The 13,438-nt window shown below is 38.4% G+C and carries 16 protein-coding genes; 6 read left to right on the plus strand and 10 right to left on the minus strand.

Features of this window, described 5'->3' with window-relative positions; genetic code table 11:
* Window positions 1-2: 2 nt before the first annotated feature.
* The 5 genes from EWU23_RS09775 (at window position 3) to EWU23_RS09795 (ending at window position 5,288) form a co-directional block, all read left to right on the plus strand.
* Window positions 3-410: a protein-export chaperone SecB gene (locus tag EWU23_RS09775; RefSeq protein ID WP_166231581.1), complete on the plus strand. Its 408-nt coding sequence runs from the start codon at window positions 3-5 to the stop codon at window positions 408-410.
* 15 nt (window positions 411-425) lie between these two features.
* Window positions 426-980, plus strand: coding sequence for a hypothetical protein (locus EWU23_RS09780; RefSeq protein WP_166231584.1), 555 nt, complete (start codon window positions 426-428; stop codon window positions 978-980).
* Window positions 981-1,212: 232 nt separating this feature from the next.
* A complete protein-coding gene (locus tag EWU23_RS09785; protein WP_205753143.1) occupies window positions 1,213-1,686 on the plus strand; it encodes a tetratricopeptide repeat protein in 474 nt (157 codons plus the stop codon).
* A gap of 118 nt (window positions 1,687-1,804) precedes the next feature.
* The gene (locus EWU23_RS09790; RefSeq protein WP_166231589.1) at window positions 1,805-2,995 is read left to right on the plus strand and encodes a hypothetical protein; all 1,191 of its coding nucleotides are present in this window, start codon (window positions 1,805-1,807) and stop codon (window positions 2,993-2,995) included.
* Window positions 2,996-3,146: 151 nt separating this feature from the next.
* Window positions 3,147-5,288, plus strand: coding sequence for a sialate O-acetylesterase (locus tag EWU23_RS09795; protein WP_205753144.1), 2,142 nt, complete (start codon window positions 3,147-3,149; stop codon window positions 5,286-5,288).
* Here the strand turns inward: EWU23_RS09795 and EWU23_RS14355 are convergent.
* From EWU23_RS14355 to EWU23_RS09840, 10 genes are all read right to left on the minus strand, one after another.
* Window positions 5,285-6,145 carry a TonB-dependent receptor plug domain-containing protein gene (locus tag EWU23_RS14355; RefSeq protein ID WP_394367309.1) on the minus strand — a complete coding sequence of 287 codons (861 nt, stop codon included), beginning with the start codon at window positions 6,143-6,145 and terminating at the stop codon, window positions 5,285-5,287. The genes EWU23_RS09795 and EWU23_RS14355 overlap by 4 nt on opposite strands.
* A gap of 13 nt (window positions 6,146-6,158) precedes the next feature.
* A complete protein-coding gene (locus EWU23_RS09805; RefSeq protein WP_166231593.1) occupies window positions 6,159-7,442 on the minus strand; it encodes an AGE family epimerase/isomerase in 1,284 nt (427 codons plus the stop codon).
* Between the two features lie 2 nt (window positions 7,443-7,444).
* Window positions 7,445-8,434, minus strand: a complete 990-nt coding sequence (locus EWU23_RS09810; protein WP_166231595.1) for a bifunctional heptose 7-phosphate kinase/heptose 1-phosphate adenyltransferase — start codon at window positions 8,432-8,434, stop codon at window positions 7,445-7,447.
* A gap of 229 nt (window positions 8,435-8,663) precedes the next feature.
* Window positions 8,664-9,137 (minus strand): GyrI-like domain-containing protein, encoded by a 474-nt coding sequence (locus EWU23_RS09815; protein ID WP_166231597.1) that lies wholly within the window; start codon window positions 9,135-9,137, stop codon window positions 8,664-8,666.
* 24 nt (window positions 9,138-9,161) lie between these two features.
* Entirely contained in the window at window positions 9,162-9,620 is a 459-nt protein-coding gene (locus tag EWU23_RS09820; RefSeq protein WP_166231599.1) for a DUF1801 domain-containing protein, read from the minus strand.
* Between the two features lie 54 nt (window positions 9,621-9,674).
* A complete protein-coding gene (locus EWU23_RS14260) occupies window positions 9,675-9,803 on the minus strand; it encodes a hypothetical protein (RefSeq protein WP_317164316.1) in 129 nt (42 codons plus the stop codon).
* Window positions 9,804-9,823: 20 nt separating this feature from the next.
* Window positions 9,824-9,949: a hypothetical protein gene (locus tag EWU23_RS14160; RefSeq protein WP_205753145.1), complete on the minus strand. Its 126-nt coding sequence runs from the start codon at window positions 9,947-9,949 to the stop codon at window positions 9,824-9,826.
* A 375-nt stretch (window positions 9,950-10,324) separates the two neighbouring features.
* Window positions 10,325-10,738 carry a hypothetical protein gene (locus tag EWU23_RS09830; RefSeq protein WP_166231601.1) on the minus strand — a complete coding sequence of 138 codons (414 nt, stop codon included), beginning with the start codon at window positions 10,736-10,738 and terminating at the stop codon, window positions 10,325-10,327.
* A gap of 825 nt (window positions 10,739-11,563) precedes the next feature.
* Window positions 11,564-11,743 carry a hypothetical protein gene (locus EWU23_RS09835; RefSeq protein ID WP_166231603.1) on the minus strand — a complete coding sequence of 60 codons (180 nt, stop codon included), beginning with the start codon at window positions 11,741-11,743 and terminating at the stop codon, window positions 11,564-11,566.
* Between the two features lie 13 nt (window positions 11,744-11,756).
* Complete coding sequence (locus tag EWU23_RS09840; protein WP_166231605.1) at window positions 11,757-12,833, minus strand: alkene reductase; 1,077 nt, start codon at window positions 12,831-12,833, stop codon at window positions 11,757-11,759.
* Window positions 12,834-12,951: 118 nt separating this feature from the next.
* On the opposite strand from EWU23_RS09840, the gene EWU23_RS09845 reads away from it, so the two are divergent.
* On the plus strand, window positions 12,952-13,284 hold the full coding sequence (locus EWU23_RS09845) for a winged helix-turn-helix transcriptional regulator (RefSeq protein ID WP_166231607.1): 333 nt from the start codon (window positions 12,952-12,954) through the stop codon (window positions 13,282-13,284).
* Window positions 13,285-13,438 lie beyond the last annotated feature (154 nt).

Consider the following 13,438-nt stretch of genomic DNA (forward strand, 5'->3'; position numbering starts at 1 on the left):
ATATGGAATCAGCACAATTTTTTATTGAGTCTTATAGATTTAATAAAGTTATAATTGATTTAAATAACAAACTGTCAAACGAATTGAAATTAGAAATAATTCCAAAAGGAACTTTTGAATTTAAATCATCAAGATTTAATCTTTATTTTGTTTTTAAAGCATTTAGCGAAAATAGTGAAAATACATTTATTGAAATTGAATGTAATGGTATTTTCGGTTTTAAGGAAAATACAACTTTTGAACAGATTCCAGATTTTTTTTATAATAATAGTATGGCAATATTATTCCCATACTTACGAGCATTTATAAGTTTGGTTACGTTACAAATTAATATACCTCCATTAATTTTACCTACATTGAATTTATCATCATTAGAGGCAGATTTGAGGAAAAATACGTTTAATATTTAAACTGTATAAAAGAGTATGCCTTTGATTTATTTATACCAAACTTTAGAAAATAGAGGAAATGAAGAAGACATTTTGTTAAATGGTCCTTTCATTTGTAGAAGGAATACTTCATGGTTGGGGGATGGTTATTATTTCTGGGATGGAATTATAGAAAATGCTCATTGGTGGGGGGAAGTTGGTTATAAGGTAAAAGGTTCGGATTATGTAATAACAAAAGGATGTTGTGATTTCGATTTTGATACATGTTTTGATTTAGTAGGTTGGACAGAACATTTGAACCAATTTAAGCAAGCAGTTGATTTAATGAATGAAATGGGATTGATAGATTCAAATGTAACTGTAAGAAGAGTCATAGAATATATTAAAAACAAAACACAATCGTTTAATTATCAAGCTATAAGAGCATGTGGAGTGTTGACAAGAAGTGAAAAATCAGAAATGTTTTTTCAAATGAAGTTTAATGTAAAAAAGGTGCCATATTTGGATTTGACTCCACCAATTCAATTATGTTTATTTGATAAAGGAAGTTTGAATTTTCGTAATTATGAGGTAATAGATAAAGCAGTTTGAAATTTATAAAAGTTAATCAAGTAGAAATCTAAAATATAATAAATCTGATTTTGGTTCAGTCGTTCTAGGTTCGAATCCTTTTGGTCAAGCACCCTTTCCCTCGCTGATTTTTCAGCTGGGGATTTTTTTTGTTTTGGAAATAAATCGAGAAAATAGGATTTTTGAAGGGCTAGATTTATTTTTAGAAAAACGATTTAATTTACTGCATTTGAAATACCTGATAATCCTTTGTTTGTTTTTACTAATATCTTGTACAGGTCAAGTACAGTATCAAACAGGTATTAGCAAGTTTTCCAATCAAGATTATTTGGGGGCAAATGTAGAATTTAGTGAGGCTCTTTTGAAGGATAAGCGAAATGATGAAATCTATTTTGCTCGGGCGGCTACTCGGAGTTTAGCAGGCTATCATTCATTAGCCATTGCGGACATGAATAAGGCCATCAGCTTGAATGATTCGCGCCCAGATTATTATTTCTTTCGAGGGTATTTCAAATCACAATTGGCCTATCATAAAAGTGCCATCAAGGATTATTCCACTTGCATATCGAAGGCTTCTTGGTTTGTGGAAGTGTATCGGCACCGAGCCTTATCATTTATAGAGCTAGGTGATTTGACTGAAGCATGTCTTGATATTCAGGAAGCCATTGCAGCAGGAGATACAGCAGCAGTCTCTTTACAAGAAAAATATTGCTTCAAGAAGCCTTAATCCTCCGTTTTTACATATGTATAGTTTCTTGTCTTGGCATTTGAAATATAATAATTTAGCAAAAAAGTATAATTAAAATTAAATTGCGAAACCTAGAGAGCTAGTATAAAGCTCAAATATGGAGGAAAAGCTTTTTTATTTACCTATGATTCCGAATATACCCTATATTTTTCGTCGATGGAATGATTTAATTACCCAGTGGGCTCAACATCAATTGGGCGTTATGATCATTTGTTTATCACTCTTTGCTGGGTTCTCGATTCTCTATTTTCCTAATGTTATTCAAAAACGTATGGATAATTCCTGGACGAGTAATGATAAGTATATGATTGATTTTGTCAATCGTAAGATTGAACATCCTTTGGTGGCCATGGTCGACAAAGATTCCAGAGAACATTATGCAAAAAGGGAACTACGTATAACACCTTATCTGATTGGAAAGGTATTTCATCTGAATGCGATTCGACTTTTTTATTTGCAAGTTTTGTTGCTGCCCTTCTTTCTTTTTCTCTTTTTTAATCTAATTCGAAAATTAACGGGAGGAGATGCGCCTATGGCATTTTGGACCACAGCTTGTATATTGTTTACCTACGTTGGGCATTCATTTGTGTATGATACACTTTTTTACGACTCATATGCCTTTGTATTCCTGTTGATTGCCTGCTATTATTATGATCGAATTTGGTCTGTTGTAGCCCTGATTTTAGCCTTTTTTGTGGATGAACGTAGTCTATTCCCAGCCTTAAATTTGCCATTATTATTTTTGTTTCAATCAGGTATTTCCCAAGGAAAATGGTCCGAGGTGATTCGTGATTTTCTTTGGAAAAATAAAGCGACACAATATTTATTGCTCAGTTATATTCTGTATGCCTTCATTCGATTTTATTTATATATCTATTTCCACTTAGAAACACCCATGGGGAAACAGGCAGGAGTTCAGTTGGGATTTGCCTTTTTGCATGGATATAAATTACCCTATGCTTTATTTTCCGCATTAAAGTGGGCCATTATATTGCCTGTAATCGCTTTGGGTTATTTTGTAAAACAAGGGATTTGGACTACGACATGGTTTTATTTCAGTACTTATTTGGCTTCTTTTATAGCAGCCACAGCCGTAGATGATGTCACCCGGAGTCTTACTTTTTGTTTCCCCATTATATTCGTACTTTTTCAAATCATTCATCGTTTGAAAGAACATGAAAATGCTCGGGTTTTAATTAGTCTCTTGTTTTTAGCGAACATTTTGACTCCAACCTACACATTGTTGATGCATTTGGAGCGGATTTCACCATTCAATTGGATTTATTAAGGGCCTAGATCGTCGAAACGTCGAGTCTTTGATCAATTGATTTCCCCAAGCGGATGCTTTTTACTATTTTAGTACCCAAATTTTGAAATCCTTACCCCTCAAACGCCAAACCATGAAATACTTGTTACTATGTTTTATCGTGTTTGTATCAATGCAAGTACATGGTCAAGTATCCATCGTTTTTCCTCACAATCGACAAGTATTTCAGCGCGATGCTCAAAATGAAGCTCGTTTATCCATTCTAGGAAATTGTTCACAAGAGGTGAGTTTGGTCCAATATAAATTGGAGCCTGTGAAAACAGGTCAGGGGACTTTAATCAATTGGACTAATATCAATACCAAGCCTGTAGCAGGTTTTTTCCAAGAGATCATTACTGCCAAAGGAGGATGGTATACCTTGAAAATTCGAACTTTTCAAGGCTCTCAATTAAAAGATTCTACTCAATTAGATCGCGTGGGTGTGGGAGAGAATTTCATTATTTCTGGTCAGTCTAATGCACAAGGTGGGAACAGTCGGCATGCTGAAGAAAGTTTTTCTAAAGACGACCGTGTTAATGTGGCCAATGTGTACAACTACTTTAAGGATTACAATAATTCTCCATTTTATCGCTATTTAGGTCGTTTGAATACCGATTTTCCCTTTACGGATTTTCAACATTTGGATGCTAAGACCACCATTGGACCTATGGGTTTATCCAATTATTATTGGGCGAGATTAGGAGATCGATTGGCAGAAACATACAATGTTCCCATTTGTTTTATCAATACGGCATGGTTAGCTACGGTCATGCGAAATTGGTATGAATCTTCTCTGCCCAATGCAAAACCTTCACCTAATCCTTTTGATCCGAATATAGCGTATGATGCAGGTTTTCCTTTCAAAAACTTAAAAAGAGCCGTGGAGCTTTTTGGTAAGAAAAATGGGGTTAGAGCCATTCTTTGGCATCAAGGAGAAACAGATTCTTTCGGTTATCGCTTAGATTCTTATGAGGTAAGAAAGATGAAAACGGATACCTATCAACAGAATTTCAAGGATATGATTAAAAACCTTCGGACACAAACAGGTGTGGATGTGCCGTGGTTAGTTTCTCAAGTTTCTTATGGAGCTGGATTGGCGAATGGGGCTTGTAGTCCTGCTTATACTGATGAATTATTGCTAAGAAAGCAAGGTGATATGGTGACTGAGGTTAGTGGTATACCGGAAATTTATTTGGGACCTTATACAGATGTTGTGGAGATACCTCGTAAGTCGGATGCATTCTCAGAATGTGTCCACTTCTCCCCTGATGCCTATGAAGAGTTGGCCTACCTTTGGTTAGTTAAAATATCGGAGGCGATTGGAAAAAATGCGAAGGCGATTACGCCTAAAGCTTTACCTAGTTTTTCGGTGATTTGTGATAATACCAATGCCACCAACCTAAGTGTTACCACTCAGGATAGCATTCAGTGGTTAAATGAAAGTTCCCAAGTATTTAGTACCACTAGTACCCTCCAGCAAGCTAAATCTGGAAATTATTCCATGCGTTTGCAAGATGGTGTTGGGAATGAATTTAGCGTTCCATTGTTTCAATTTAAGCCGCTGCAAGCTCCCGCAACTCCTGTTATTTTAGTCAAAGGTGATACCTTATTTTGTCAAGGTAATTCTGTTGAATTGCAAGTAGCTGCCAATGCTGATTTTAGTTATGTTTGGAATACGGGGGCTCAAAGTTCTTTGATTACGGTTAAGGATAAAGGTTCATTCCAAGTAAAAGGGACCAATAGTTACCAATGTACCACGGCTTTTTCTAAGGCAGTTTCCACACAAGTTTTTGATATTCCAGCGGCTCCTGTGATTACCCAAGAAAGCCCATATTACCTAAAAACAGCTATCTTGAAAGCCAGTGATACGAATTTATTTTGGGAGTTCAATCAAAATGTATTGACGGAGAAAAGTACTATGTTGCGCGTTAAAGATTCGGGGACTTATTCCCTGTATTTGACCAAAACCTATAGTCCAGGACCAACCTGCGTCTCTCCTAAGGCAAGTTTTAGCTATAGTTTGCCTGATGATATAGGAGTGGTGGTATTTCCCAATCCTGTTGTCAATTCTTTATCCATTCAGGCTAGAACATCATTAGCAGGAGCCTTGGTGAAAATATACACGCTAGATGGCCGATTAGTGATGGATTCACAAATTAGCCAAGATGGGTCAGCCCAATTGAATGTACAACATCTTTCGCAAGGGTCATACAAGTTATGGGTGAGAACAAATGATCAAATGGAATACGTGAAAAATATCATCGTAAGCCATTAATTATAATCTTGTTCTAGGAATTTTTTTAATTTGATTTTGTCGTCCGACTTATTGAAATCAGTGGCTGCTTTGCCCCAAGTCCAGAGGGTATAGGATAAAACTAAATCTCTTGGCAAATCAGCAGGAACTCCTGAGCTAATACCCCCTTTTTTAGTTTTGATTAAGACCACACCATTGGCACCTCTAACGCCATAAATAGCCGTTAAAGAAGCATCTTTCAATACTTGCACTGATTCAATGTCATTAGGATTGATAGTATTTAAATTGCCAGATACAGGCACATCGTCCACCACGTACAAGGGACTATTGGAATTGATGGAGCCATAACCTCGAATACGCACCATGGTGGCACCACCGGGAGAATTATCGTTGCCCACAGTCACACCAGCCACTTGACCAATCATTTTTTGATTTACACTGGCTGCATTGACATTGGCTAGATTTTTATCGGTGAGTTTAGCGGGAGCGCCATTGTCTTTGGCTTTTTCTTTGGGAGCTATACCCGCAAAATTCTTTTGGATAAACTCGATACCTACACCAGCTTGTCCAGCGGCATTTTTCGACTTATGTATTTTTATTTGCTGGATTTGGTGAATAGGAATGACCGTGGTATCATAAAATGGACCTTTGGTAAAAACATCCATGGGGTCGTACAGGTAGATGAATAGACTATCTCGACGAATGGAGAAAGAGCGACTCGCTTCCAGTGCTTGGTTTTTATTAACCAAGACACTGGAAGAGGCCGTTTTGCTGAAATACGTACTTAAAATCTGACTAACTTCTTGAGGAGAGGTGGCAGCTTGACCACACACAGATACACTCGCAAATACAAACAGGGAAAAGAATACGTATTTCATATGGCTTTATGGGTTAGTTAGAGTTAGCTAAAACCTTGGCTGCTTCTCCTAGTTTTTCATAGGATAGAATCATGGATCTTACATTATGGTAGTTAATTTTCCAAGAGTGCGACATATGTCTCCAGATAGGTTCTCCTTCTCTGGTCAACAAAGGCCACCACTCGCCAGTGTTAAAATTAATCATTTTATCGAAAACAAAACGATGTACCTGACGATAAGCTTTTAGGAAGTCTTGGTCCTTGGTTAATAAGTAGGCATCTGCCATACCAATCAGCATTTCAGCCTGTTGCCAAAATTCTTTTTCTTTGTCATAGACCTGTCCATCATGTGAACCTTCTACAAATACCCCTCCAAATTCCCAGTCGATACCATGTTCCATGGAATGGTAAAAGGCTTTTTTAAGGTTGTCCATATAGTCTGCTACGGGGAATTTACCCACTTTCAGCGCTTGCATTAATAACCAACCGAATTCGGAGTTATGACCATAGGAGGTATTGTCTACCGCAGAGGCTTTTTGTCCACCTTCGGCAAAACGATCCCATCCCCAAACGATGTCGAATTTGATCTGAGGAGCAACAGACCAGTCGGCCCAGAACTGAGGCACGCCTGTACCATACACAGGATGCATGATTTTTTGAATCAAAATATCAATGGATTCCTTCAACTTTCTACGATGTACTTCTTTGCCACTGGCTTCGTACAGGGTTGTAAAAGCTTCCATCAAGTGCATGTGCACGTCCAACGTTTTGCGGTCGCCACCTGGAGATCCGGCACCCATCAGTTCCCATTCTTCCGAGAAGAACTCCCAATAGCCGCCTAGATTGGTATCTACGGCGTATTTTTGTAATAGGTCAAAGGTCTTTTCGGCATATTCCAAACCGATAGGATCACCTGTTGCTAGGGTATATTCGCTTAAGCTGTAGATCACAAAACTATGTCCATAGCCTATTTTTTGCTTGTTCGTGGCATTTCCTTTACGGTCCATCATCCAATAGAAACCTCCATTCTTCTCATCCCACATTTTCTCAATCAGGTATTTAACCCCATGCTCGGCCATTTCCTTCATGATAGGTCCACCGAAACCGTGTCGGTAGGCTTGGGAATAGGTGAATACGGAACGGGTTTGGGCAATCAGTGATTTTTCATCGGTACCAGAATCATTTCCAAATTCATCGAAATGGGTTAGGTATCCACCGTATTCTTTGTCGATGGTTCTTTTGGACCAGAATGGCAATAAATGCGCTTCGGTATAGTCTTTGATTTCTTTTCTTAGGGATTCAATTTCTTGAACATTCATGGTTATAATTGGTTTAGATCTAAAATTTCTTGAGGGGAGGCTTCACCTGTTTCGCCTAATTTATGGATGGAAATATGCGCAGACAAGGTAGCAAATTCGCAGGCTTCTTGTATGCTTGCACCAGCTGCTTTGGCGGCCGAAAATCCAGCTACTATCATATCTCCCGCACCTACGGTATCAATAGGCCCTTTGGCAGGGATGCCTGCTTGCCAGTGAAAATGATTGTGGTCAGCATAAATTAATCCACGATCGCCCAATGTTACGAGAGCACCTTGTTGACGAATTTTAACCCATTCTTGCACAATACTAGGTACTTGCTCATTGTCTTCCAATACAGCAGGATCTATATGCAGTAAGTGGGCTAATTCGGATTCATTGACTTTCAAAAGTACATTATTCGCAAAATTTCCTAAGCTACGTAAATCGGCCAGGCCAATTTTTTGAGCCTTATTCATGGCTTCTTGTAGCTTTTCAAGCAACATTTGGTTTAATAAAGGGTAACGAAATTGCTCGTTGATAATCACCCAATCATATTCAGCGAGCTGATTACAGAGAGAATCGACTAAATCTTGACTGGCTTGAACGATATCTTTTTCTTGCGTACCGAAGTCGATCCGATTTAATTCCACATCACCCGACATAGGTTTGGAATAGGTGGGAGTATCCATCCCAGTTAAAGGCCTAAGGTTCTTGGTATGTATGCCTAGGTTTTGGCAATGGAAATTCATGTCGCGACCAAAAATGTCGGAACCGATGAGTCCAAATGCGGAGGTGGGAACGCCCAGGGTAGCTAGGTTTTTGGCCACATTTCCGGCACCACCTAGTCCTGTTTTAGGGGCCTTGGCCCAGTGTACTTCTTTTTTTGTTTCGACAGAAAAGTCGCCAGTATCTTCTCTTTTTTGGAAGTAGAAATCAATGGCAAAATCTCCAATGACCGCAATTTTCAAGGATTGAATACGGGTTAGGATGTGCCGTAATTGTTCGGGGGACATGCGTTAAAGGTATAGATTGAAATAATAGGTTTATAATGACGTAAAGCTAAATAAAAATCGTCAAAAGAGCGGGGAAAGAAAATGGTAAATTATAAATGGTGGCATAATCGTGTTCAGGTATTAGGGTTTAGAAAGTCAATTCTGCATTCTACATTATCAGGTTAATCCCAACGAAAGATTGGTAAGGAAATGATGAATTATAAATGGATGTAGGAACCCATTCTTCATTCTACATTTTTACTGGTATCCATATCTCTTCCTCCGAGTTAGGATCATTGTTTTTGTACTTTTCACCTAAGACCTCAAAATGCGGTCGATGATCCAGTTCATAGCCAGAAGAAGGCAGCCAGGTGCCGAAGATGTATTGAAAGATTTGAGGGTCAGAGCTTAGACCTTGGTAGTCAAATACCGCATATAAACCTCCAGGTAATTGAAGGGTTTTCATGTCTTGGGGTATTGGTGCAGATGGATTTACCTCCACACAGGCCCATTTTTCGAACTTGTTCAAGGGGGAAAATTGGGTAAAATAGTTGGGTGGGTAAATTTGCAAGGAAATTAAATAGGTAGAAAGGGTGTGGGTTATTTCATGGCACCTTGGCATGAAGCTAGCCCAAAGTTGACCAGTTTTATTGGCTGCCAAGCTCATTTCTTGGTGCATGCCTACCAGCCTTTTTTCTTGGAGTAGTTCAATTCTAGGAGTCATGCTTGGTACAAAGGAGAGGAAGAACTATGATTTTTTAAACATGCTTTCATATCGGCTTATCCAATCTGCCACGGTTATTTTTTGAGCTAATTCAGCAATCAAGGAAAAGGGGATATCATCCATTTTTTTGAATCTGACACAGCTTTTTCCCATGTCCAATTTCGATTTGGCATGTTTCGGATATTCATTTTGGAACCATTGAAGTAGCTTTTCGTCGGCATACATGCCCATGTGGTATAATGCGATGAAGTTCTTTTGCGAGGCGATACTTAGAAAAGGGAGAGGTTCATCGGTTTTGCAGTGATAGCCAGCTGGGTAAATGGATTTGGGTACGACATAGCCAATCATCCCATAGCTGATGGTTTCTTCAAATCCTGGCGGGATATTTTGGATAATCGTTTGTCGCAAATGAGCGATGGCCACCTTCCGATCATCGGCTAATTGGTTTTCATATTCATCTGGGGTGAGGGCTTGGTTGGACATGGGAGGAGAGGGGGTAAAGTTAAATATGGCAAATCTAAGGTAAGTACTATATTTTTAGATTGTTTTTATTCCACAAGAGCTCAAAAATTGATATGTACTTTCATAAAGTTCTACAGGTCTGGTCCTATCTAATAAGTCGCCATGCGGAATGAAAATAATTAATCCTTGCCTGGCTCTTGTCATTAAAACTCGGTAAGTATTTCTTATGTATGATTTATTTCATTAACAATCCATTTCCATTTTGTTCCTTCGAAAGATTGGTAGTTCCATTCACCATTTTTGAAGTAGAAATTAATATCCCAGGCCAAACAAACGTAATCTATTTCCAATCCTTGTATATCAAATTCATTTAATGTGCATTATTGAACATCATCGTTTAACCTATGTTGTTGCAATTTAGGAGTTTTGAATATTTTAAATACAAAACTTAGAAAATGACTCCCATGCGAAAGCTTTGTCAAATTTTTAAAATTTGACAAAGATAAACTTTTGCAAAAGCATTCAAAAACCTCCTCCTAACAGGCAAAAAATACCAAATACAGGTGTTATGAGATTCTTGAGACTTGGCGAAGAAGCGGATTTCGAAGCACAACTGTTTGTTTTTGTACAAATGAGTCATTGAACCTCGAAAAACCGCTTTTTTGCCAATCCGCTGATATAGGTAAGTTTATATTGGACTGAAATAAAAATCTGATAAATTTTATTTATTGTGGTGGGAAAACAGAGCTTATTAGGTTTGCTGTATCACTTAATTTCCCCAATGTAATTTGAACGCTAGTGCCACTTATAGCAGAAATAGGTGTGCTCTTGCCGTCAAATGGTGTAACGATTAAATTTTCAATACCTTGACATAATGGTCCTCCCTGAGGTGAGGAACTTGCACTTTGCCATAATCCATTGTATATCATACCAGAGGTTCCTGCTGGAGGAACATTATAAGATGTTGAAATCCCTTCAATTACGGTAACTAAAGTACCGCTTAAAATTGGCCAACCAATAGCATTGGGATTGTCAATGGTCGGAATTGGATTCGTTAATGGTCCAGTTTGAACATGTAGAACATAGGTATTTCCTGTTGTAGGAGAAACAAATGTGTATTTTGCTTTTAAATTTGCCATTTTAAATAGATTAGCTTCCCTACTCTTAAGGCTTTTCGGTTTCCGCCTCTCATTGAATTGACTGAATGAGATCAGTCCGTTTTTAATGTGGGTTCTGCTCCACTAGTTCTTATTTCTGTCACCTTGGGTGGTCAGCCCTTTTTAACCTTAGTCAATTTAAACTTACCCATAACGTTTTGCAGATTTGCGATGGGCGGGTTTTTGGGTTAGCACGGTCGACATTTATTGCTACTAATTTGTTTATACCAGCTATAAACTCTCTCCAATCTACCTTTTCTCCCCCAATCCTCCCACCTGACTATCAGTACGTTGCGTATTCTCTTGTCAAGAAAAATTTAAATTCTGAAATTTCTAGGTAAAATCGTCCTACTAGGTAGGATATAGGGGCTTTGTTCTGGATTTCAAATGAGCCCATTGCTTGTAAACAAAAGTTTAAATTCTTAGGATTAGGTAGACTTAATAGCGATTAACTGGATTTTTCTATCCTAGAAATTTGGATAATCCCTCGGTCAAATACCATTCTTTAGATAAAATGAGACGCATCTTTCCGGCATCCTGATGATACCGTTGGAGGAGGGGATGAAATTGCCGTTTCAATTTGCCCTCTAGAATAGGTTGAAGAGTAGTAGAAATGATTCCTATGCGTAAGACTTGTTAAGAAGATTTGTCAAATTTTCAAAATTTGACAAATCTAAACGATGCTTAACCACGATGCTTAACGACAAAGCTAATCAACCAAGCCAAGTTGATCAAAACTGTTTGATCAAGGGATAATATTCAATACTTTTTTTCAATGGGTAGAAGGGTAGGGTAGTCATGAGTGTTTCAACTTGTCCCTGGTCCACATTTTTGAATACCAAAACAGCTCCGTTTTTGCTTTGACGTAGCCAAAATACCTTCCTCTTTCCATTGGGCAATTTTGGCTTGCTCGTGCTGTATAATTTCTTGGAAATTGGCAGGAAGATTATCCATGTCAATGGTCAAAATGGCTTGAATGCCGTTCATGGGTTATTTTTGTTTAAGTTAAAAAGGGATAATCAATATAGCCTTGATCCTGTCCACCATACATGGTTGCTCGGTCGGCCTGATTCAATTCTGCATTCAACTCAAATCGCTTAGGCAAGTCGGGATTCGCTATAAACAAGGTGCCAAAAGAAATAAGTTTCGCAATGCCTTTTTGTAATTCAGCTTCTCCCGTCTCCCGAGTATACCCCAAATTAGCTATCACCGGGTGCTGACTGATCTTCCCAAACGTTTCAATGGAACTGCTTGGATATGTAGGGAACTGCTCAGGCGAAAAGGGCACATGCATGATGTGGATGTAGGCCAAAGGTAATTTGTTCAATTCCTGAATCAATAGGCTAAATTGTTCTACGGGATGTTGATGGGAAATACCATTGTATGTACTTGTCGGAGAAATACGAATGCCCACTTTAGCTTCACCAATGCCTTGCACCATTTCTTGCATGATTTCTACCACAAAACGATTCCTATTTTCATCGCTTCCACCATATTCATCCGTTCTTTGATTCACACTGTCGGCCAAAAACTGATTGGGTAAGTATCCAAAGGCGGAATGCAACTCCACTCCGTCAAAGCCGGCTTCTATCGCATTTATAGCTGCTTGTTTGTATTCTTGAACGATGCTTTTCACCTCTTCCGTGCTCAATGCTCTCGGTGTCTCATAATCTTTCATACCCTCCATGGTAAAATGCTGTTGACCTTCAATAGCCACCGCGGAGACAGACACAGGCAGTTCTCCATTTTTTACCAAGGAATGTCCCACGCGTCCTGTATGCCACAACTGAGCATAAATGACTCCGCCTTTTTCATGAACCGCTTGAGTCACTTTTTTCCATGCGGCTATCTGTTCGGTAGTATAAATCCCTGGTGTTAATGGACTCCCCAAGGCTTGCTTGGAAATGTTGATGGCTTCCGTGATGATTAAACCGGCACTGGCGCGTTGGGAATAATATACCTGTGTGGATTCGCCAACAAGTCCATCTACTGTAGCCCGACTCCTAGTCATGGGTGCCATCACCATACTATTTTTTAGATTGTCTTGACCTAATTTTATTGCTTCGAGTAATTTCATTTTTTTAGCTTTTTGATTATTTTCTTGTAAACATAAAGTCATTACTTTACTTTTGAAAGTAGTTACACGAATGTACAGTAGTAACCAAAGGTAAAGCAATACAGGTAATCAAGTAGTTATGATAGAAAATAATTTAAGTATTTCAGAAAAATCGTGTTCCTTGAAAGAAGTGTTGGACATCATTGGAGGCAAATGGTCCATGCCCATTATTTATATTTTATCGAAAGGTAAAATGCGTTTCAAAGAATTGGAAAGATCCGTAGAGGGAATCAATACCCGCATGTTGGTCAAGGAACTGAAAAACATGGAGGCCAATGGAATTGTCAGCAGAGAGGTTTTTGCGACTGTTCCACCCACAGTTGAATATACGCTGACCCCAAAGGGGGAGAAATTATTACCTAGTATTGCCTCTTTGCATCAATGGGGGCAGGAGTTTGCTTCTGGAATGTAGAATGAAGAATGAAGAATGTAGAAAGTAGTATGTCTTGTCCTGATATAGGTTGACAGTTGGGTTCATTAATAATTCATTGTAAATATAGTTTAAGCTGCATATAAATCAACTGGCTTTTTCATTTTTAAAGCTAAATGTGGTCTTGATTCATTGT

It is taken from the genome of Aquirufa beregesia (assembly GCF_011090385.1).
In the GTDB taxonomy this organism is placed as follows: domain Bacteria; phylum Bacteroidota; class Bacteroidia; order Cytophagales; family Spirosomataceae; genus Aquirufa; species Aquirufa beregesia.